The 21,945-nt window shown below is 37.6% G+C and carries 18 protein-coding genes and 4 pseudogenes; 2 read left to right on the forward strand and 20 right to left on the reverse strand.

From position 1 onward, the window contains the following. Window positions 1–54: 54 nt before the first annotated feature. The 8 genes from ACFXN8_RS10080 to ACFXN8_RS10115 form a co-directional block, all read right to left on the reverse strand. Window positions 55–966 (reverse strand): stage III sporulation protein AE, encoded by a 912-nt coding sequence (locus ACFXN8_RS10080; RefSeq protein WP_376074088.1) that lies wholly within the window; start codon window positions 964–966, stop codon window positions 55–57. 12 nt (window positions 967–978) lie between these two features. Then, a complete protein-coding gene (locus ACFXN8_RS10085) occupies window positions 979–1,356 on the reverse strand; it encodes a hypothetical protein (RefSeq protein ID WP_079561815.1) in 378 nt (125 codons plus the stop codon). 4 nt (window positions 1,357–1,360) lie between these two features. After that, window positions 1,361–1,570 (reverse strand): stage III sporulation protein AC, encoded by a 210-nt coding sequence (locus ACFXN8_RS10090; protein WP_285400502.1) that lies wholly within the window; start codon window positions 1,568–1,570, stop codon window positions 1,361–1,363. 223 nt (window positions 1,571–1,793) lie between these two features. Continuing rightward, a complete protein-coding gene (locus tag ACFXN8_RS10095) occupies window positions 1,794–2,801 on the reverse strand; it encodes an NAD(P)H-dependent flavin oxidoreductase (protein WP_386844774.1) in 1,008 nt (335 codons plus the stop codon). A 176-nt stretch (window positions 2,802–2,977) separates the two neighbouring features. Then, window positions 2,978–3,535: an elongation factor P gene (efp, locus tag ACFXN8_RS10100; protein WP_376074086.1), complete on the reverse strand. Its 558-nt coding sequence runs from the start codon at window positions 3,533–3,535 to the stop codon at window positions 2,978–2,980. Window positions 3,536–3,552: 17 nt separating this feature from the next. Then, a complete protein-coding gene (locus tag ACFXN8_RS10105) occupies window positions 3,553–4,614 on the reverse strand; it encodes a M24 family metallopeptidase (protein WP_376074085.1) in 1,062 nt (353 codons plus the stop codon). Between the two features lie 2 nt (window positions 4,615–4,616). After that, a complete protein-coding gene (aroQ, locus tag ACFXN8_RS10110; protein WP_053483682.1) occupies window positions 4,617–5,051 on the reverse strand; it encodes a type II 3-dehydroquinate dehydratase in 435 nt (144 codons plus the stop codon). 60 nt (window positions 5,052–5,111) lie between these two features. Beyond that, window positions 5,112–5,537 (reverse strand): hypothetical protein, encoded by a 426-nt coding sequence (locus tag ACFXN8_RS10115; RefSeq protein ID WP_386844777.1) that lies wholly within the window; start codon window positions 5,535–5,537, stop codon window positions 5,112–5,114. Window positions 5,538–5,707: 170 nt separating this feature from the next. Between ACFXN8_RS10115 and ACFXN8_RS10120 the strand changes: the two genes are divergently transcribed. Then, window positions 5,708–6,640, forward strand: a complete 933-nt coding sequence (locus tag ACFXN8_RS10120) for a DUF1385 domain-containing protein (protein WP_386844779.1) — start codon at window positions 5,708–5,710, stop codon at window positions 6,638–6,640. Window positions 6,641–6,696: 56 nt separating this feature from the next. On the opposite strand, the gene ACFXN8_RS10125 is transcribed toward ACFXN8_RS10120, so the two are convergent. Then, window positions 6,697–7,602: an NAD(P)H-dependent flavin oxidoreductase gene (locus ACFXN8_RS10125; protein ID WP_386844781.1), complete on the reverse strand. Its 906-nt coding sequence runs from the start codon at window positions 7,600–7,602 to the stop codon at window positions 6,697–6,699. Between the two features lie 862 nt (window positions 7,603–8,464). Between ACFXN8_RS10125 and ppsA the strand changes: the two genes are divergently transcribed. Further along, window positions 8,465–11,065: a phosphoenolpyruvate synthase gene (gene ppsA / locus ACFXN8_RS10130; RefSeq protein ID WP_386844783.1), complete on the forward strand. Its 2,601-nt coding sequence runs from the start codon at window positions 8,465–8,467 to the stop codon at window positions 11,063–11,065. A gap of 827 nt (window positions 11,066–11,892) precedes the next feature. Here ppsA and ACFXN8_RS10135 read toward each other — a convergent pair. The 11 genes and pseudogenes from ACFXN8_RS10135 to ACFXN8_RS10185 form a co-directional block, all read right to left on the reverse strand. After that, a pseudogene (locus ACFXN8_RS10135) lies at window positions 11,893–12,240 on the reverse strand (leucine-rich repeat domain-containing protein); the annotation flags it as partial. Window positions 12,241–12,345: 105 nt separating this feature from the next. Next, window positions 12,346–13,104 (reverse strand): ABC transporter permease, encoded by a 759-nt coding sequence (locus tag ACFXN8_RS10140; protein WP_386844785.1) that lies wholly within the window; start codon window positions 13,102–13,104, stop codon window positions 12,346–12,348. Beyond that, window positions 13,101–13,850: an ABC transporter permease gene (locus tag ACFXN8_RS10145; protein ID WP_376074078.1), complete on the reverse strand. Its 750-nt coding sequence runs from the start codon at window positions 13,848–13,850 to the stop codon at window positions 13,101–13,103. The genes ACFXN8_RS10140 and ACFXN8_RS10145 overlap by 4 nt, the downstream gene beginning before the upstream one ends. Next, the gene (locus ACFXN8_RS10150; protein WP_386844788.1) at window positions 13,847–14,560 is read right to left on the reverse strand and encodes an ABC transporter ATP-binding protein; all 714 of its coding nucleotides are present in this window, start codon (window positions 14,558–14,560) and stop codon (window positions 13,847–13,849) included. The genes ACFXN8_RS10145 and ACFXN8_RS10150 overlap by 4 nt, the downstream gene beginning before the upstream one ends. Window positions 14,561–14,652: 92 nt before the next feature. Next, window positions 14,653–15,657 (reverse strand): sensor histidine kinase, encoded by a 1,005-nt coding sequence (locus ACFXN8_RS10155; RefSeq protein ID WP_376074076.1) that lies wholly within the window; start codon window positions 15,655–15,657, stop codon window positions 14,653–14,655. Continuing rightward, window positions 15,654–16,331: a response regulator transcription factor gene (locus tag ACFXN8_RS10160; RefSeq protein ID WP_283871620.1), complete on the reverse strand. Its 678-nt coding sequence runs from the start codon at window positions 16,329–16,331 to the stop codon at window positions 15,654–15,656. Before ACFXN8_RS10160 ends, ACFXN8_RS10155 begins: the two co-directional genes overlap by 4 nt. 274 nt (window positions 16,332–16,605) lie before the next feature. Beyond that, window positions 16,606–17,331, reverse strand: coding sequence for a MutS-related protein (locus ACFXN8_RS10165; RefSeq protein WP_376074075.1), 726 nt, complete (start codon window positions 17,329–17,331; stop codon window positions 16,606–16,608). 104 nt (window positions 17,332–17,435) lie between these two features. Then, a pseudogene (locus ACFXN8_RS10170) lies at window positions 17,436–18,563 on the reverse strand (vitamin B12-dependent ribonucleotide reductase); the annotation flags it as partial. Window positions 18,564–18,624: 61 nt separating this feature from the next. Further along, a complete protein-coding gene (locus ACFXN8_RS10175) occupies window positions 18,625–19,560 on the reverse strand; it encodes a restriction endonuclease (RefSeq protein WP_386844791.1) in 936 nt (311 codons plus the stop codon). Window positions 19,561–19,760: 200 nt separating this feature from the next. After that, window positions 19,761–20,408: pseudogene (locus ACFXN8_RS10180) on the reverse strand (vitamin B12-dependent ribonucleotide reductase); the annotation flags it as partial. Window positions 20,409–20,759: 351 nt separating this feature from the next. Further along, a pseudogene (locus tag ACFXN8_RS10185) lies at window positions 20,760–21,551 on the reverse strand (ribonucleotide reductase N-terminal alpha domain-containing protein); the annotation flags it as partial. Window positions 21,552–21,945: the final 394 nt, after the last annotated feature.

A 21,945-nucleotide genomic window follows, 5' to 3' on the forward strand; every position in this document is an offset into this window, starting at 1 on the left:
GTTAGAAACACGAATATCTGACAGATAAAGAGAATTGCCAATAAAAGAATCAATTTATCTCCCCCCAGCCATAACTTGCACAAAAACGATGAGGAATAAACAAGAAAACATAAATGAAAAAGCAATTAGAAATGATACAGCACATAATGTAAATAGAGATTTACTAACATGATCTAGTAGTCTACAAATATCATCAAAGGCGATTGGCTCTAAAATAGCAGCTAACATTTTCAACGAATAGGCACTGACAACAAGCTGCACTGTAGGAATGAACGACACGGTAATAACCGCTATAAACGCAGTAATACTACTAATAGAAGAAGAAAATTGTGTCATATGCTGGAACATTGAAAAACTATCTACTATAAAGGAACCAACAACTGGGATATTTTCCTCTATTAATTTTTTCACAGGCTCTGCAACAGCGGCGTTGACACTAAAAGCCGCAACACCACTCGCCGACATTAAAATGATGTAACAAATAACCGATGCCGAGACGATGCTCATAATGGTAAAACGAATCAATTCAGCAATTCTAGTAAACGAAATCTCTTTAACAATGACACTGCAAACATCAAAAACAATAGCAAATAGCACTCCCGGAATAAGCCATTTACTACTAATAATCGTTAATACTTGTACAAAAAAAAGTAAAAAAGGCTGCCAAGAAGCAATCGCTGTAATACTACTTGATAAAAGAAAGCTTGAAGTAAGAATGGGATAAAATGCAGTAAATATATGAGCAAGTCCCTGTGCGATTTCATCTATTAATTTAAATGAACTCACAACGACGGGTCCTATTGTTGCAAGGACTATAAGAAAAAAAAGTATCCTTGTCCCTTTTTCGAATTCTGGTAATATCATATTGACAATCAAAATAATAATGACGTAGCCACACAAAATAAGCGTCATCTTCAGCAATAGAAAGAATGGATCAGTTAAAAACGAAAATATTTGCTCTAGCAATGTCTTCGCCCCTTAGTTTAGCCGTTGTAAAATGGCCGACACCTCCTGTAAAACAGCCAAAAATTCCTTAAACCAGTACAACAAAATAACAATTTTGACCCCATCATAGACGATATGCCCGAGTACTTTATAATTTTGTTCTACCAGTAACATCGACACCCATTGCCCAATATAAAAAAGGCTAGCACTCACCACAATGGCTTTTGCATAAGGTAAAAAAGCTAACGTCTCAAGTAATTGCTTGATGAATGGCAATAAGAGTGTCGAAAACAACATACCGAATAGCAAAAACGAAAACATAACACTAATTAGCGCATGGAGTGGCTGTATGACTTCTTTTATAAGCAATAATAAAAGCAACATGACAACAGCAACGATGACAATTTCCATTTACCTACCCTGATGAGGTCAGCCATTGAAAGAATGTAAGGATCTCACTAAAAAATAGACGTAAAAATCGCAGTAATTCCGCTGTCATATATAAATAGGCAATGAAAAATAGGAAAAATGAAAATTCTTTCTTTCCTGTTTGATCAAAGAAGACATGAAGAAGCGCAACTACTAGTCCCACTCCCGCGACTCTTAATACGTCTTGTAATTCCATTTCATACGCCCCCTCGTGTACAGCAATATATGTTGCTTCCACAAAAAAAAGACCTCCATACATACGTATAGAGATCTTCGTATTTTTATGAAATTAATGATGCCTCGGTTTAATTACGTCCGGAAGCTTAACTTCTTTCAGCAGATGTTAGACACCTTTGAAAAGTACCTTAAAATTCACATTCTCTCCCCACATATAGAGGAAGTAAATTTGCCGAAAGAAGTTAAAGTAACTTTTCAATGATGCTTTTGATGGTACCTGGTTGTTCCACTAAATAGCTCTTTTCGCCCATCCACATCGATAAATATTCGGCTTTGCCCTGTTTTGCGCCTTCTTTACGAATAGTTGTAGTTAGATCATTTTGCAATGGGTAAGGTGCTACAATAGCATCCTTCATACGTTCCGTAAAACCATTTGCTAAGCCTCTTGCTGGCTTACCCGAAAAAGCACGAGTAATCGTCGTCTGTTGTGCTTCTGATTGAAGCAAGGCATTTTTATAGAGAGGTGAAATTTCACACTCATCTGCTACTAGAAAGGCTGTACCAATTTGAACCGCTTGTGCGCCCATTGCTAGTGCTTTGCTTACATCTTCCTTTGTGACAATGCCTCCAGCAGCAATAATCGGTATAGAAATTTGTCCTACCACTTGCTGAAGTAAATCATGCAAATTAATTAATTGCATAGGTTCAGTGAAGGAACCACGATGACCACCGGCTTCGCCACCCTGTAGAACAACAGCTTGCATCCCTGCTTGTTCTACACGAATTGCTTCCTCTAATGTAGTAGCTGTACCAATAACATAAACTTTGTTGTCCTTTAAACGATGAATGACATCTGCTGAAGGAATACCAAATGTAAAGGAACAGATGGCTACATTTTCATCAAGAACAGCTTGTACTTGTTCTTCAAATACTTCCTTGGACATGACACTTTGTACTGGCGAAAGTCCAAGTTCATCATAAAACGGTTGTAAAGCCATTCGAGCTTTTTGAAGAACATCGACATCAATACGTGGTTCTTCTTGTACAAATAAATTAATCGCAAACGGTTTTTTCGTTAGCTTTTTAACTTCCTGAATAAAGCTTTTTGTTTGCTCCCCATCTAAATAACCCGCTCCAATCGAGCCTAAAATACCTTCCTCCGCACAGGCAGCCACAAATTTTGGCGTAGTTACACCAGCCATTGGTGCCTGTATTATTGGATAGGGTATCTCTAAAGTTGTTTGTAACATAGCATTCACTCCTTACTGTTATTGTAAACAAATCTTCCAATTATGACCACATATTAAATGATAGAAACAAATTTTTATACTAATAAAAAAGGCTGCTATCTCTACTTTAGCTGTATATGTATAAATAAAAACCTACCCTTTTGTGAGAAAAGAGTAGGCTGGAATATTTTTATTCATTACGCACGAGAAACGTAAGAAGCTTCTTCTGTATTGATGATTAACTTGTCACCTTGGTTTACGAAGAATGGCACTTGTACAATAAGACCCGTTTCAAGAGTTGCTGGTTTTGTACCACCAGAAGCTGTATCACCTTTAATACCAGGCTCTGTTTCTGTTACTTCTAGCGTTACAGTGTTTGGTAATTCAACACCTAACATTTCGCTTTGGTATGATTGGATATGCACTTCCATGTTTTCTTTTAGGAATTTTAATTCATATTCAATAGCAGCTGAAGCAAGTTCAGTTTGCTCATATGATTCTAAGTCCATGAAAACATGCTCGTCACCTTGTGCATAAAGGTATTGCATTTTACGGTTATCAATTTGTGCTTTTTCAACTTTCTCACCAGCACGGAAAGTTTTTTCATTTACTGAACCGTTACGTAGGTTACGTAATTTAGAACGCACGAACGCAGCACCTTTACCTGGTTTAACGTGTTGGAAATCTAACACGCGATATAATTGGCCATCTACAACAATTGTTAGACCTGTACGGAAATCGTTTACTGAAATCATTTGTGTTCCTCCATAGTTTATAAAATAATAAGTTGTTTTGACGAATGAGTTAGCAGTTCATTACCTGTCTCTGTGATTAAAATATCGTCCTCGATACGTACACCACCGATTCCTGGTAAATACACACCTGGTTCAATCGTTACGGCCATACCTGGCTCTAGAATCGCTTCTGAACGCATTGATAAGCCAGGGCCTTCATGTACTTCAAGACCAATTCCGTGTCCTAATGAATGACCAAATGCCTCGCCATAGCCTTTTTCTGTTAAGTAGTTACGTGCAATCGCATCTGCTTGAATCCCTGTTAAGCCAGGACCAACCTTTTCAAGTGCTAAAAGCTGGGAAGCAAGTACTGCGTTGTACATATCCACTAATTTTTCAGATGGCTCGCCAACTGCCACAGTACGTGTAATATCCGAGATATAGCCATTGTACAGTGCGCCATAGTCTAATGTGACAAAATCGCCTTTTTCAATCACTTTATTCGTTGCTACGCCATGTGGTAAAGCTGAACGAAGACCAGACGCAACAATTGTATCAAACGAGGACTGAGTTGCTCCTTGTTTACGCATGAAAAATTCTAATTCATTCGAAACCTCAAGCTCTGTTTTACCCGGCTTGATGAAGTTTAAGATATGTGTAAATGCGTGATCAGCAATTTCACACGCAACCTTAATAATATTAATCTCTTGTTGCGTCTTAATCAAGCGAATTTTTTCAATTAGCCCAGAAATCGGTACTAAATCTGCTTGAATTTTATTTTTATATAGCTCATATGTGCCATAGCTAACAGTATCTTTCTCAAAGCCCAATAATTTGATACCCATATTTTTTACTTGTGTTGCAATTTCTTCAATGATCGTTGCCTCATGCTTGACAATTCGGAAATCTTGGACTTGCGCGGCTGCTTGCTCTGTGTAACGAAAATCCGTGATAAACACAGCATCATTTTGAGACACGATTGCTACGCCCGCTGTCCCTGTAAAACCAGTCATATAACGACGGTTGTATCCGTTCGTAATTAAAATGCCATCGAGATTTTGTTCCTGAAGTGTCTTACGTAGCTTTTGTAATTTCAACATAATCAATTCTCCCTCTCAATAAATGTGCGTAGTGCCAGTTCATAGCCTTTCGTACCTAGTCCAGAGATTTGACCAAGGCATGCCGGGGCGAGATAAGAATGATGACGGAAAGCCTCACGTTTATGGATATTTGAAATATGTACTTCTATAACCGGCACAGAAATTCCTGCAATTGCATCATGTAAAGCTATGCTTGTATGGGTATATGCACCGGGATTAAAGATAATACCATCATATTTTTCGTCCTCTGCCTCATGCACCCAATCAACAAGTACCCCTTCATGATTAGATTGACGAAACTCGACAGTGGCACCTAAAGACGCCGCAAGATTCTGAACATTGTTTTTCACATCTTCCAATGTCTCATAACCATAAATATGTGGCTCTCGCTTACCTAGTCGATTTAAATTAGGTCCATTCAAACATAATAACTTCACGCATATTCGCCTCTTTCTATGTACTTGCCATTATTTTATCATACAAGGCGCATACAGCAACTAATTTCCTTTTTGTGCTGAGTGCTCCTTCTGATGAAAATTTGCAGTTTCAAGCAAGAAACGTAATAGACAAATAACAATGACCATGAAAGGAATCGATAGTTTTTTAAAGGAAGAAGATTGTAAAGGCAAATCAAGAACAATCCATTCTAATGTGATGGACAAAAAAAGGCCGAGCAAAAAAGAAGATAGCACAGCTGGGATAATATAAACATATCTCAACGTAATGTATAGTAAAAATCCAATCATGAATATAACTAGGATGAAAAAGCTCCATTGAAATAGTTTTGAGCTGCCTTCGAATAAATCCCACTTCTTATAAAAACCTATTGGATTCCATTTAATGAGATGAAAGTATTGAAGCCCCTTTAAACACAACGCTAAAACAAGTGCACTGACGAGCGATGTTATACTAGCTACTTTCAAGCAAAATCCTCCTAACTTGTACCACGATTTTATTTTCTAACGTTAATCATTTCCTAAATTGTACGATTAGTGTAGCCATATAGAAATTTTACTATGCGTAACTATAGAGGTTTTTCACTAAATTTAGTACAATGGTACAGTTGAAATATATAAAGAGAGTGGTGTTAGCCTTGAGCAATTCACCTGTTTACGGGGGACAAGCACAATTAGAGGGTGTAATGTTCGGAGGAAAGGAACATACAATTACTGCTATTCGCCGTAACGATGATTCCATTGATTATTATCATTTTAAAAAAGTTCAAAATCCTATTTTACAAAAGTTAAAAAAAATTCCATTGGTACGAGGCGTAGTAGCGCTGATTGAATCAGCTGGTTTAGGCTCTCGCCATATGCAATTTTCAGGGGACCGTTACGACGTTACACCTGGCGAAGAAGAAGATCATAAAGAGGAAGGCTCGAGACTGCAAATGATTTTAGGGGTTGCAGTTGTAGGTATTCTTACCTTTTTATTTAGTAAATTTGCCTTTACATTAATTCCAGTATTTATTGCGGATTTTTTCTCTAAATGGATAGAGGGCAAAACTGGCCAAATTTTACTTGAAAGTGGCATTAAGCTACTTTTACTACTTACCTATCTATATTTTATATCTTTAACGCCACTTATTAAACGAGTATTCCAATATCATGGTGCAGAACATAAAGTGATCAATTGCTATGAAGCTGGTATGGATATAACAGTGGAAAATGTACAAGCACAATCACGCTTACACTATCGTTGCGGTAGTAGTTTTATGCTGTTCACTGTGTTTGTCGGCATGTTTTTATATTTCTTCGTGCCAACTGATCCGCTTTGGTTACGTATTTTAGACCGTATTCTATTAATTCCAGTTGTTCTTGGGATATCATTTGAAGTACTTCAAGCTACAAATGCGTGCCGTAATATTCCCGTATTACGCTTCCTTGGCTATCCAGGCTTATGGCTACAATTACTGACAACACGTGAGCCTAAAGACGACCAAGTAGAAGTAGCCATCGCATCCTTCAATATGCTGCTTCAAGTTGAGCAACAACCAGAAATCGCAGCTACTTTGAATCATGATTAAAAATTAAGGGGCAAGTCCATCTGATAACTCATCATCTTGGACTGCCCCTATTTTTATTACGGTTGTACAGACACTACATGTTGCTTTGCCTGCTCGTATTCCTCTTGCAATGTCATGAGTATTTCACGAATCGATTCTCGCTTGATAACATTTGTGATACCATGACCTGCTGACCAAATATCTCGCCATGCCTTGACATTCACGAGATGTGTTAAATCAATGTCCTCTCTTGGCTTCAATGTTGCAGGATCAATACCTTCCTTCAATAAGGATGGAATTAACACATTCACATGGACACCGCTAAAAGCATCGGTATATAAAATATCAGAGGTATCACTGTCAATCACCATATTTTTGTACTCCTCAGGTGCATTTCCTTCATCACAAGCTAAAAAGCGAGTACCCATATAAGCATAGTCTGCTCCCATTATTTGAGTAGCTAATACTTCTGCACCGCTAGAGATGGAGCCTGATAAAATGATTGTCCCCGTAAAGAATTTCTTTACCGCAGATACAAAGCCAAATGGGTTCAGTTGCCCGCCATGCCCACCAGCACCCGCACAAACAAGAATTAGTCCGTCTACACCTATGGCAGCAGACTTTTCTGCATGCTTGACGTTCGCAACATCTGCATAGACCTTTCCTCCATAACCGTGCACAATGTCTATAACTCTCTTTGGATTACCGAGTGATGTAATGACAATCGGTGGCTGGAATTGTTCAATTAACTGTAAATCTTCCTCAAATCGTGTATTCGCTACAGGATGACATATTAAGTTAACTGCCCATTGCTCAGTCGGTAGTGCCTCTTTTATTTCTTCAAGCCACTCAGCACAAACTGAAGCTGGTCTTGCATTTAATAACGGAAATGAACCGATAGCCCCTGCTCTACTAGCTTCAATAACCATCTTAGGGTTAGAAACTAAAAACATCGGCGCTACTATAATTGGTAAACTTGACATACACTCTCCCCCTTTATACTTAGATATTTCGAGAGATTTCCTGAAAATCCTACTAAAAAAATTTAAATTTCCATTCTGACTCCGCATCTTACGTTGCAATAACAGGGACCCATCTCCCCTCTCAAAGGTGGGAGACTTCCGTAGCTAGGGTTTGTCTAAATGAAGATAAAAAAAGTGCCTATCCGTCTTGTTAACGAGATAGATGGTTACTTTGAAATAAAGTTCGATCAAAAATACCCCACAACCAGTATTTTACGATAAATAAAAAGAATCCATTTCGAAAAAAGACTGATCAAAATGGATTCTTATCCAGAAAATTTAATTATCGGTTTTATAAAAAAGTTTGATCATTTTCTACCTGCGCCCTTTAATGGAATAACATATTATTTTTATTATGTGGTTTTGTTGAAGAACATTGCTTAAGCCTAATTCAACATAAACACCCGTTTGTGACAAGATAATCCGTATAGGCAATTTTTAATGACGGTTATGGGTAGAGTAAATCCGTTAGACGTGATCTAATTCGAATACCTCAACGTGAAGGAATTAATTTAGCGAAATAGGAAAGAAAATACCGCTGAAGAGTTAAAAAGTATCTTAGGCATGCCGGGATTAACTATGTATTGAGCCGGATTAAATCAGGTTTTTGATGTGATTAGCGGAAGAGGGAAATCAAGAAAAAACTTGGATATTTTTACCAAGTTCTTTACTATTGCACAAAAACAGACACGAAGATATAATTATATTACATTTGCTATCTATCAAATGCGCATAATAATCCTATTTTATAATTTAATTATATCGCACTGGTAAGCCCTTGTCAAATATTTTTTCTCAATAAAATGGTTAGGAGTGATGCAGAATGAGTTCTTTAGTTCTTGGTTTTCAGAAAATGGATAAAACACAGCTTTTGCTCGTTGGTGGAAAAGGGTCCAATTTAGGGGAATTATCAAAAATCGAAGGAATACAAGTACCAGAGGGATTTTGTGTTACAACGGTGGGTTATCAAAAAGCCATCGAACAAAACGAAACGTTTCAAGTATTGTTGGACCAACTCTCAACGCTAAAAGCAGAGGATCGAGATCAAGTTGGTGAAGTCAGCAGGAAGATTCGACAAATCATTATGGAAGTAGAAATTCCTTCCGATGTTGTAAAAGCAGTTGCTCACAAACTCTCTCAGCTTGGTGGTGGCCACGCTTACGCAGTGCGTTCTAGTGCGACTGCTGAAGATTTACCTCATGCCTCTTTTGCTGGTCAACAAGACACCTATTTAAATATCATCGGCAAAGAAGCCATCTTGCAGCATATTCGCAAATGTTGGGCTTCCCTATTTACGGATCGCGCGGTAATCTACCGTATGCAAAATGGATTTGACCACAGTCAAGTGTATTTATCCGTTATCATACAACGGATGGTTTTCCCACAGGCATCAGGGATTTTATTTACCGCTGATCCGATTACTTCTAACCGAAAGCTACTATCAATCAATGCCAGTTTTGGACTCGGAGAAGCACTGGTCTCCGGCTTGGTCTCTGCCGATTGTTATAAAGTACAGGAAGATAAAATCGTCGATAAAATGATAGCGACCAAGAAATTAGCTATCTATGGCCAAAAAGGAGGAGGAACAGAGACACAACAGATCGATTCGAATCAGCAAAAGACACAAACACTTACCGATCAACAGATTTTACAACTAGCACGCATCGGAAGACAGATCGAAGCTTATTTTGGTTGCCCACAAGATATCGAATGGTGTTTGGTTGATGATACATTTTATATTGTCCAGAGTCGCCCAATCACGACTCTTTTCCCCATCCCTAAGGCGAATAATCAAGAAAACCACGTCTATATATCTGTCGGTCATCAACAAATGATGACCGATCCCATGAAACCATTGGGACTATCTTTTTTCCTGTTAACGACTTCTGCGCCCATGCGTAAAGCAGGCGGAAGGTTGTTTGTTGATGTCACGCATCAACTGGCTTCACCGGTCAGTAGAAACAATTTATTAAATGCTATGGGACAACACGATCCGCTCATGAAAGACGCACTCATGAACATCATTGAGCGTGGAGATTTTATAAAATCGTTACCTAATGATATTAAAGCACCGAGTCCCAACAGAGGCAATACGGATACGCTAGCACAAATCGAAAACAATCCATCAATCGTTTCTGAATTAATTAAGCGTAGTCAAACATCCATAGAAGAGTTAAAACAAAACATCCAAACGAAATCAGGAATAGATGTATTTGATTTTATTCTAGAAGATATTCAGGAATTAAAGAAGTTTTTATCTGACCCACAAAGTTCTGCTGTATTTATGGCTGCTATAAATGCTTCAATATGGATCAATGAAAAAATGAACGAATGGTTAGGTGAAAAAAACGTAGCAGACACGCTTTCTCAATCTGTACCAAACAATATTACTTCGGAAATGGGTCTAGCACTTTTGGATGTCGCAGATGTGATTCGTCCTTATCCAGAAGTAATTGCATATTTACAACACGCAAAAGATGATAACTTTTTGGATGAACTAGTTAAGTTTGATGGTGGACAGGAAGTTAGAGACGCTTTCCATGTTTTTCTCAACAAATACGGAATGCGCTGTGCTGGAGAAATCGATATTACGAAAACTCGTTGGAGTGAAAAACCAATTACACTTGTCCCCATGATTCTTAACAATATCAAAAACTTACAGCCTAATGCCAGCACTCGAAAATTTGAGCAAGGGCGACAGGAAGCTTTGAAAAAAGAACAAGGATTATTAGAGCGATTGAAGCAATTACCAGATGGTGAACAAAAAGCCAAAGAAACAAAACGAATGATCGACCTAATTCGGAATTTCATCGGCTATCGTGAATATCCCAAATACGGCATGATTAATCGCTACTTCGTTTATAAGCAGGCTTTACTGAAAGAAGCCGAACAACTCGTACAAGCCAACGTTATTCATGAAAAAGAAGATTTATACTATCTCACTTTTGAAGAACTTCGCGAAATCGTACACACCAATAAACTAGATTACCAGATCATCAGCGAACGAAAAGACGAGTACAAATTATATAAAAAACTTACTCCCCCACGTGTTATCACGTCTGATGGTGAAATCATTGTAGGTGAATACAAACGAGAAAATCTCCCAGCCAAAGCTATAGTAGGGCTCCCGGTTTCTTCCGGAGTTATAGAGGGACGGGCTCGTGTCATCTTAAACATAGAAGATGCTGATTTAGAAGATGGAGATATATTAGTCACGTCCTTTACCGACCCTAGCTGGACACCATTGTTTGTATCCATAAAAGGTCTAGTCACCGAAGTTGGTGGACTGATGACCCATGGAGCAGTTATCGCGCGTGAATATGGCTTACCAGCAGTTGTTGGGGTGGAAAATGCCATCAAACTGATAGAAGACGGGCAACAAATTCGCGTACACGGAACAGAAGGATATATTGAAATATTGTAATAACTGAATACGTCAAGTAAGAGCCTCTGTCTTAACGGACGGCAATCAATTATGCCTCGGCATAATTGCGTCCGGAATCGGCTTTGTGCTTAGGCCCCCCTCAAAGGTAGGATACTTCCGTAGCTAGCGTTTGTCTAAATGAAGATAAACAAAGTGCCTATCCGTCTTTTGACGAGATAGATGTTGATATGAAAGAAAGTTTGATCAAAAATACCTCACAAACCCGTATTTTAAGATAAATAAGAAGTACCTATTTTGAAAAAAAGATCAAAATGGGCTCTTTCTTTGTGAAGTATTGTTCAATTTTTATAAAAAATTGATCATTTCCTATCTAAGTTGTTCCACAAATCGTGCCCGATTACGGAAATTTTTATGAATGCGTAATCACTTGAGATCCTTATTATCGTAAGCTACTATTTGACCTTCCATAGCATAAAAGTTCATTGATATTTTCTGAGTCCTATTATTGAACTCAGCTTGATATTTTATGTAATCCAGATATGAACATGCTTTTACATCAAATATTCTATAAAACTCATGGGGTTCTAACCCATTTTTCAATTCAGCACATCCAACAATTAAATCCACTTCATTATTGGTGTTACGCCTCTTAACAAACCATTCGTCAAATCTAAAATCAAAGCTGTAAACCGATAATAAATTTGTTTAATTTTGTTATAAAAATATAATAGCCTTGCTACAATTTAGTGTGTAGTAAGGCTCTTTAAAGTTATTTAATTTCTATACATTTAAAAGGTCTTTGTACTTAAAAATCATTAATAAAGTTGTTTAATTCTTACTAAACTAAAGCACCCGTTGAACAACTGCTATATATAATTTCTTTGTAATACTTTAAAATGCTCTTCGTATTTTTGTAACCTCTTTACATCAACTTTCGAATTTAAAAAGGGTTTTCGCTTACCTACAACCATCACGTCTTTATCGTCTAAAGGGCTTGTTAGTTTTATATATGGTTGAAAATGACTGCACTTAGTATTAGGAAGGTTAACAGACAATCTTGCGTATTCTTCAGTTGAAAATTGATTTGAGATATCTAACTCTTGAAGCCCTTTTATCCCTGAAATCGGCTCCAAAGATTCGTCTAAAACTTTAATATTCGATAAACCGAGATATTTTAAATTACTAATAGATCTTAGAGGTTCAAGACTATTTAACTTCGTTGGCAAATGGCAGTAAGAAATCTAATGAAAGGAAGGAAGATTGTTTCTCCATCTCTATAATTCATTTCCTTATTTTATCTCAATGATGAAACCCTAAACTTAGGCATCTCGTTTACGGTAAAATACAATAGCTACTGTAATAAAAATCAGTGTCCATACTATTAAAATACCTGTCCCTTGCATTGGTGAAAGTGCATTTATTTCATTAGAAGAAGGCGGCATATACATATAAGATCCTGCCGTATCCGGAAAATAATTTTTAATACGAGGTAATAAATCTCTCGCCAATGGACTGACAATGAAGTAATAACCAAGCAGGACCACTAAAGCAGGGGTGGTTCGTCTGAGTAAAGCACCTACAGCTGCACTGAGAAGGGTGGTTAATGTTAGATAGCCGGTTGCACCTACTAAAGTTTTTATCATAGCGTCTATTTCAATCACTAATGCTGTGTCTCTCATCATAATAAAAGCATATAGTACACCTGATGCAGCAATAATAAACGCCATAGGAATGGTTACAATTGCCAAAGCTAAATGCTTCGTGGATAGTTGAAACTCACGCCAAGGGATCGTAGTTAAAGTAGTTCGAATCTGTCCACCCGTATACTCTGAACAAGTAGCTAAGATACCTAGAATAATGAACCCTGCTTGAAGATATCCCATAGAAGCAAGTCCTATTTTCAGTATACTTTGCGTTCCTGCTGCCCCTTGTAGACCAGCAGAAGTAAAAGCTGCTGCTAAAACTAAATTTAGAATGAATGTCCCCATAAGAGTGAGCCATACCAATGGTAATGTAACTAATTTTTCCAGTTCAGCACCAAGGATTAGTGTTATCTTTCTACTAGAAGAGACACTCATGATGTAACGTCCCTCCTATGGAATACAATGGCTGCGACAATGAAAAGAACAGCTACCCAAGCAAACATGATTAAACCACCTGTGAATGGGGTGTGAAAACTGTCGCTCGTAAACATAAACATGTCAGAGCCAGCCTTATCTGGTAAGTAAAACGCTAATTTTGTAACCTTAGTAAGGAGGTAAGAGACTGTCACAACAGATGAATTTATCATGAGCACAGCAAGCGGGATAATGCCATTCTTAGTTAGAACCGTAATCCCAAATGCTAAAAGAGCAGTAAATATCCAGTAACAAACCGCGCCGATCAGTCTAGATGCTTCAAATGCAGGGGCGTATTCACCAAGAATAAGATTTGTTGCTGACACAGTTGTTAGAATAGCAACAATGGAAAGCAGTATGCTGATCACTGTCACTGCACTTGCTTTTGCCAGCAAAAAGTGGAAACGGGATGAAACAACGGTTAAACTCGTTGTAATCTGATTCCCTCCACCAGATTCACTGCTCTCTGTCAAATACTCACTGCTGACAGCAAGCACACCAAGAATAATGACACCTTGCACACCAAGACCTAAACCAATATAGCCAACTTCCGATAGACGTGTGCTAACTCCAGCTATAATCTCCTCTTTTTGTGCTGTACTGTCCAAGGCAGCAATGACCGCTGGGGCAATTGCTCCAATAAGAAAGGCAAGCCAAATACCCGGCAGGGAGAACAATTTAGATAGTTCTGCGTTGAATGCTCTCATACAACATCACCTGCATTTTCAGATGTCAGGGCAAAAAAGGCTTCCTCCAGCGTGGAATGATTCCCTATTACTTCTTTCAATGTTCCATTTGCAACGATTTTTCCATGATTAATAATCACCACATCATCAACAGTCTCTTCAAGCTCTCCCATTAGATGACTGGATAGTAACACCGTGTTTCCAGACTCAGCGCGTTCACGTAAAAATGTCCGAATCCACCGAATTCCTTCTGGGTCGAGCCCGTTTACAGGTTCATCTAAAACCAATATTTTTGGATCCCCAAGTAGTGCCGCTGCCATTCCAAGTCTTCTCCCCATACCCAGGGAATAATTCCCAATTCTTTTACCAGCTACATTCGTAAGACCTACTATTTCCAGAACTTCCTCGACACGTGAGCGAGATAATCCTGAGGCACGAGCAATCCAACGCAAATGTGCTCGTCCTGTTCGCATACGATGAGCTCCAAATCCATCAAGTGCGGCACCTACGGTTGCTAGAGGATTATGTAATTCTGCAAATGGCTTTCCATTAATTAGTGCACTCCCTGAGGTGGCACGATCTAATCCAAGCAGGATGCGAAGTGTTGAACTTTTCCCTGCCCCATTTGGACCTAAAAAACCAGTTACTCTACCTGGTCTAGCTTTAAAACTGATACCTGATAAGATTTCTTGAGTTCCGCGATGTTTGACTAAGTTATTAATTGTAAGCAACCACAACACTCCCTTTCTGTTATGGTTCTAATTATAAAAAAGCAAAGTTACATCTCGGTTATCTTGTTGTTTACTTCTGGGTTAACTTTAGGTTAAGCTCTACCAATAGCTACTCTTGTACCATTTTCATTTGATGTAAAGTCAGCTTTCAGCTTCATTTTTTTCAACATATAATTTGAAGCCGATAAACCAATCCCCGCCCCACCCTCATAGGAAGAGTTATCCATACCTGGACCTCTGTCTGCAACAATGATCTGTTCTTTTTCTACATCAACCACAATGTTTGTATATTTTCCCTCTGCTGCATGGCGATGAATATTCTGAAATAAATTATCCAGAACTCGTGTCATCCATTTAGGATCTGCTTCCCAATAAAAAGTCTTCTCTGTCGGTAAATCAACATCTAACTGAATTTCTTTTTCTTCAAATGCAGGATACCACTCAGCGACAGATGCTCTTACTAATCGTACAATATCTGTTGAAGTGGGATGAAAAGGATGTTTCCCTGATGTAAGCAATGTATAGGAAAGTAAATCATCCATTAGATCTCCGACTCTTGTAATCGTATGGTTCATCTCCGCTAATGAGTCTTGCCCTTCAAAACTCATTGATTCTTTATTTAATCTGGTGATACGTCCTCTCAAAATGGTAAGTGGCGTTCGTAAGTCGTGAGATAAATTCGCGATGAGTCGATGGCGTAATAATTCCTCTTCATATTCTCGCCTTCTACTGTCTTCAAGCTGCTGAATCATCCAATTAAAAGAACTTCCTAACTGGTCTATTTCATCCATACGATCCGTTTGAACAGATATTGGTTTAGGAAATGAATTATTATTAGCTGAAAATGACATGACTTCCTGTAAGCGGGTGAGACGTTTACGAAGTCTCAAGAAGAACAGCCAAGATATTACAACAAATGCGACAATAATAAAACCAAACAAAAGTACGGTAAAGTAAAACAGATTTAACATATTCATTTCTTTTTCATTGCTAACAGGAACGAACGAAGTGAAGAAAATAAGCACAAGAAGAGGAAAAAAGATAAATAGAAAATGCACTTTTAGAAAACGACGAAATAATGATCTATTCTGTTTCATAGTTTCACCCGATAGCCTATTCCCTTCAACGTTTCAATAATTCCTGGGGAATCTGGATGACGTTCCAACTTTTGACGCAATCGATGGATATGCACCATTATTGTTTTATCACCAGTAATATAAGCTTCTTGCCAAATGGCTTCATAGATTTGTTCTTTGGGTAAAACCTGATTAGGATGGCGTAAGAAGTACATTAATATTTGATGTTGTTTACCTGTTAATATAATTTCTTCACCTGTGCGTTTGTCGTATACCATTTGAACTTCTGGATCTACTTCAATATCATTTCCTAATGAAATGCGCTCGGAATGTGTTCCACCACTTCGACGGATTAATACTTCTAATCTTGCAACTAATTCATCCGTATGGAAGGGTTTCGTTAAATAGTCATCAGCAAATTTTAAACCATCTACTTTATCTTCTATCGATGTTCGAGCAGATAACAGCAATATAGGAACGGCAGGAGCTGCCTTCTTTAATCGTTTTCCCACAGTAAATCCGTCTAACCCGGGTAGCATGATATCCAAAATAACTAATTCATGCTGATTTACTTCTCTTTCGGCTCCTTCACCTGAAAGCAGCCATTGAACTGAAAACCCTCGCTGTTCCAATTCTTCTTTTACCCAACTGCCTATTTTCTCATTATCTTCAATATATAATACACTTCTTTTCAAGTAACATCCCTCTCTAAATTTCAAAAATTTGATACTATTATAGTCTTTATGTGTTTGATATAATTATCAAAAGCTCTTAAATAATTATATTCATTATCATGATTTATTTGAGATAACTGCTGTTTGAATTAGCGAAGTCTTGTATTTTATCTATCTTACTCATAACGAGCAAATTTACCCCCAATAAATTCCATACAAACAAATAAAAAAGACAAAAAATGGATTCTTTTCTTATGAATTAGTGTACATTTTTTATTAAAAAAGTTTGATCATTTTATTGCCGTAACCTTCCACAACTTGATTGTTTCAAATTTTTGCTGATCTTTTGCCATTCACGTACTTCAGTGAAATGCTGTGCCAATTGATTCGCCTGGGTAGTTACACTTTCAGGATATGCAAGAACCTCCAACAGTTTAATGGCGTTCCTTGTCATTGAAGGTCCGTCATGAACTTTATAATCAAATAATACTTTTCCATTTTCAATCGTTTCCCTGAAATGATAATTGCTATACAACTCACCTGCAATTTCTGTAAGCTCAATATCATGTGCAACAATGATAGTCATGCCTTGATTTACAGATAGCCATTCCACGATTGTAGCTGATGCTGAAATTCTTTCAATCGTATTTGTTCCTTTCAAAATCTCGTCAATAAATGAGATTTTCGGTTTCTTTTCTTTACTAAGTCTAATTATCCTTTTTAAGGATTTAATTTCGGCAATAAAATAACTATCCCCCTCCAATACACTATCCTGAATTGCCATAGATGTGACAAGATAACTTGGTTTCATGGTCCATATTTTTGCCAAAACAGTGTTAGTAGTTTGGGCCAAAATAGCATTAATGGCTATAGCTTCTTTCGATTTCTTGTTAAAAAGTGATATATAATGAGAAAAATTGCAACTATAACAATTAATATTACTGGATTCTCCATCTACCCGTTCCTCGTCCCTCTTTAATCCACTTATCGATTTTAGATGTTCTTTTTCTTTTCTACACAAAAACACCCCTTTAGATAATCATATCCAAAGGGGTAAAGGGTCGCAACTTTTTTATAAACGTCGCGATTTTATTTCAAATCTACAATAGACACTTTTTCATTATTTTATAGGCCACATTTTAACTGTGCAGCACAGTTTGTACAAGTATTACAGCCACCGATTTCCTCTACAGTTCCTTTGCGGCATACAGGGCAAGTATTCCCTACATCCGAACCGATAACTGTTGTCGATTCTAACGCTTGAATCGTATCTACTAATACAACCGGACGCTTCGTTGGTACTTCTACTAATTCTTCCTCGAATGATAGTTGATCCATATCATTTTCTTCAGCTTTTAGTGTCAGTACTTGTGAATCACGGCTACCATCTACATAGACCGTACCACCTTTAGCGCCGCCTTTATATAAGCGCTCATATACTTGTTCAACTTGTTGTACTGTATAACCTTTTGGTGCGTTTACAGTTTTTGAAATAGATGAATCAATCCATTTTTGGATGATACATTGTACATCAGCATGCGCCTCTGGTTTTAACTCCATCGCCGTAACGAACCATTCAGGAAGGTCATTCTCATTTGCTTCTGGATGACGTTCTAAATATTCTTGTACGATTTCTGCTTTTACCTCGATGAATTTACCTAGACGACCTGAGCGGTAATATGTGAACGAGAAGTATGGCTCAAGACCAGTTGCCACGCCAACCATCGTACCAGTAGAACCAGTTGGAGCTACTGTCAGTAAATGCGAGTTGCGAATACCTGTTGCTAAAATTTGCTCTTTAATGTGTGCAGGCATTTTTTGCATAAAGCCTGTTTCAGTAAATGCTTTACGTAAACGTGCTGTCTCTTCCTCAGTTGCTCCTACAAGGAATGGGAAGCTACCGCGTTCTTTGGCAAGCTCTGTTGACGCCTCATACGCAGTTTCAGCAATCGTTTTAAAGATTTCATCGACTAGCTCATTACCAGCTTCTGAGCCATATTCTTTCTCACAATAAATTAGTAAGTCCGCTAAGCCCATTACGCCTAAGCCAACACGACGCTCACCAAGAGCTTGTACACGGTTTTCTTCTAAGAAGTATGGTGTTGCATCAATAACATTATCCTGCATACGAACACCAACACGAACTGTTTCACGTAGTGCTTCGAAATCAATTGTTTGATCTTCTTTATTTGCAAACTGCGCCAAGTTCACAGCTGCTAAGTTACACACAGAATATGGTGCAAGTGGTTGTTCCAATTATTGTTATCCTAAAGGCTTTTTATCCTCTAGTTCTTACAGTTCAATTCCTGTAAGTTCAGCATACATTTTCATTACACACTTTTTTCATAAACCTAAGTAGTTCTTTTCTTCCTCTATCTTCCCCAAAAATTGATTTTGAAATCACTCTAAAATCTTTAACCCCAAATTCTTGATAAATCTTTTCGATTAATGGTTGGAGAGTTGATTTTATTTTATTAAAGGGGATTGCAGTTATAATTTCTTCATTATCGATTGCCCATTGAATTACTGTCCGTTTAATTTCTTGATGAATTTTCGCTCGCTTATCAACATAAGTTTGTGTGGCAACTTGAATATTTGAATATCCAGCACATGATTGAGTACAAAACAATTTTGATGAAGAAACAATCACTTCAAAGTTGCTCCCACAACTCTTACAGATTCTTTGTTCCCTAGGTTTCTTTTGCTTACCCTTTTGAGCCAGGCCAGATTTTCTTAAACCTTCAATCATCCTTGCTTTTGCTGGACTATTAGATTCCCACAATCGCTTTGTATGCTGTCCAATTATTTTTTTAGTTTGCTCATTATGTCGCTGATTGAAATGGCCATTATACTTACCATAACTAGCTTTGTTTATTGTCGTATTTTTAGATTCTATCCATTCTGTTATCGTAGAAGTTAACGAAAATAGTACAAGCTTATACATTTCGAGCAATTCTTCATAAGAAATTAATTCGCAATCAATATCATAAGTTGTTTCAATAGCCTTTAAAGCTTCAAGAGCTTTTTCTTTCGCTATAATATCGCGAGACTTAATTTCAACAATCTTTATAATATCACCGTTATCATTATAGAAGAAAAAATCAGGTTTATAAAATTTAAATCCTATATTAAATACTTTGTCTTCATAGCCCCAAGAAATGGAATGATAATCTAGAAATTTGGCGTATGCATACTCATATGAACTTCTTAAATAATATGATTTATAAAAACCTGCATAACCTCTGTTCATTTGATCACAGCCTTTCTTTAATTAGGCTAGTATTTATTATATTGTGTAATGTTGCGGTCTCGTGCCCGGATTATAGTCTACTAGGTAGGATCACCGGGTATGCGTTGCCCCTGACTTAAGTTTTACCTTTAGCCTTCGGTTCGGATTAGCATCTCAGCCTTCCCGCTTTATCCCGCAATTTTTAACGTGAGGCGAAGTCCACCACACGGATTTGTCGCAACAACGCTTTGACCATAAGCTTTTGCATTTGTCATGTCATTGGCGTTGTCGATGAAGAAAATACCTGGCTCTGCAGAGTATGTTGCACAAACGTTGATTAAATTCCATAATTCTTTCGCTTTAATCGTACGGTATGTGCGTACTTTATAGCCCATTTTCTCCCATTCGCGCACATCTCCAACTTTATGCCACTCACTGTTGTAAATAGCCATCTCTTCTTTTGTATATTCTTCAACAGCTGGGAAACGAAGCTCAAAGTCAGCGTCATTTTCTACAGCTTTCATAAATTCTTTTGTTAATGTTACAGAAATATTTGCACCAGTTAAAAACTCTTGATTGTGAACAGTATAAGTACCACCATCACGAAGTTTGTTTTCCGCTTCACGAATAATAGCCGTATCAAATCCGCCTAAGCCTTCGATACCTTTATAGTTAACAATCCCTTGATACATAGCTTCCTCTTGAGATGAAAGAGGCTTAAAGTTTAATTTTTCTTTTGCTAGACGAATAATTGTTTTATCCGTAGTATTTTCGATTAGGTATCGTAGAATTCGTGGATTTTGCATTTTCGAAATAATAAATTCCACGATATCAGGATGCCAATCTGCCAGCATAATCATTTGTGCTCCCATTTTTTGTTACAGAAAAATATTGAATTTAATTTTTCTGGCATGGTCATTTCTGCCATACTCTTATGCTTTCACATAAGATCAGACTATATCATCAAAGAATACTGTTCTTTGTCTCGTGCCTCATAAGAGCGTCACCGCCTCATATGATTTACTTCTTTCATACTTTGACAAGCTTAGAAAGTTTCAATAGTCGTTGAACGTTCATCTACGTTTCCATAGATGCTTCGCTGCTGATTGCCCAATCTTTTCTTTTTTCAAGCATTCACGCCTAGCTTTGCAGCTTACGTTGTAGCAAAAAAAGCTCTAAGGGTGTTCCAGCAATTCACGAGATTACGTCGCCGAGTCTTAACGACGCGAGCCACCTTGTTCAACAAGATGAGTCAGCTTCGCAATATCATCTAACCATGACACGGAACCAGATGATTTACCATTTACACCACGTGCTAAAGTGTTACGTGGACGCAATGTCGAACCATTTGTCCCTACACCACCACCGCGGCTCATAATTTCCATTACTTGCTTACGGTGATCACTAATTCCTTCACGTGAATCTGCTACAAATGGCATTACATAACAGTTGAAGAAAGTTACATCTGTTTCAGATCCTGCTCCGTAAATAACTCGTCCAGCTGGAATGAATTTTAATGATACTAACTGCTCATAAAACTTTTCAAACCATTCTTGGCGTTTCTCTAGTGTTTTTTCAACAGCAGCAAGTCCTGTTGCATTTCGTTTTGCGATTTGTTCATAAAATATTTCAAGAGGCTTTTCTAGCACGTCAATTGAACGCGTTATCACACCCGTTTCTTGTTCTTTCGGATCATCTAAAGCACTACGGTAATCTTCCTGAATCAAAATTTCTGCTGTTTTCGTAGACATATCAAGCTTTTGGATTGTCCCTAAACCACGTGCAGGGAATTTTGGATCTGACTTCACTGTTAATACGACGAAATCACCAGCTTTTAACGTTTTCTTCTCCGTATCCTTAAACGAGTAGCGATCGATCATCACAAGTCTTGATACACCTTTATGCGTAATGTGCATATCAGGTGTTACAGGATGAACCTGTGGAAATTGTTCAATATCTTTGTTTAACTGTTCAAATTTGTTTACTTCGGGTTGATGATTTGTAAGTACCATCGTTTTGCCTCCCTTGTTTTCTGCATTACAATAATAAATACACAATATCACGTGTCGTTAAACACTACATATTGTGTATGTTTCTTTAAAAAAGATACTATATATAGTTTTTTAATTCAACACTTGCAATTTCGAATAGAATCCGAACCACTTGTTATTACAAGGGTTGAACGATAAAAAATATTTTTCTTATACTATTTCAGGAATGCCGATCAACCATTTTTATCCATTCAACTTTTATTAGAAGATGTCGATTTACGTTACGGGCTACTGCTTTCCTGCGGGAGTCAAGTAGCCCTTCACTACAATCAGCTAAAAACAGGCATTTATAAGCAAAATATCAACAAAAAAAATCCTTTTATCGCTTACTAACAAAACAATATTTAATACTATT

The sequence above is a fragment of the Lysinibacillus sp. NPDC059133 genome (genome assembly GCF_042755925.1).
Classification (GTDB): domain Bacteria; phylum Bacillota; class Bacilli; order Bacillales_A; family Planococcaceae; genus Lysinibacillus.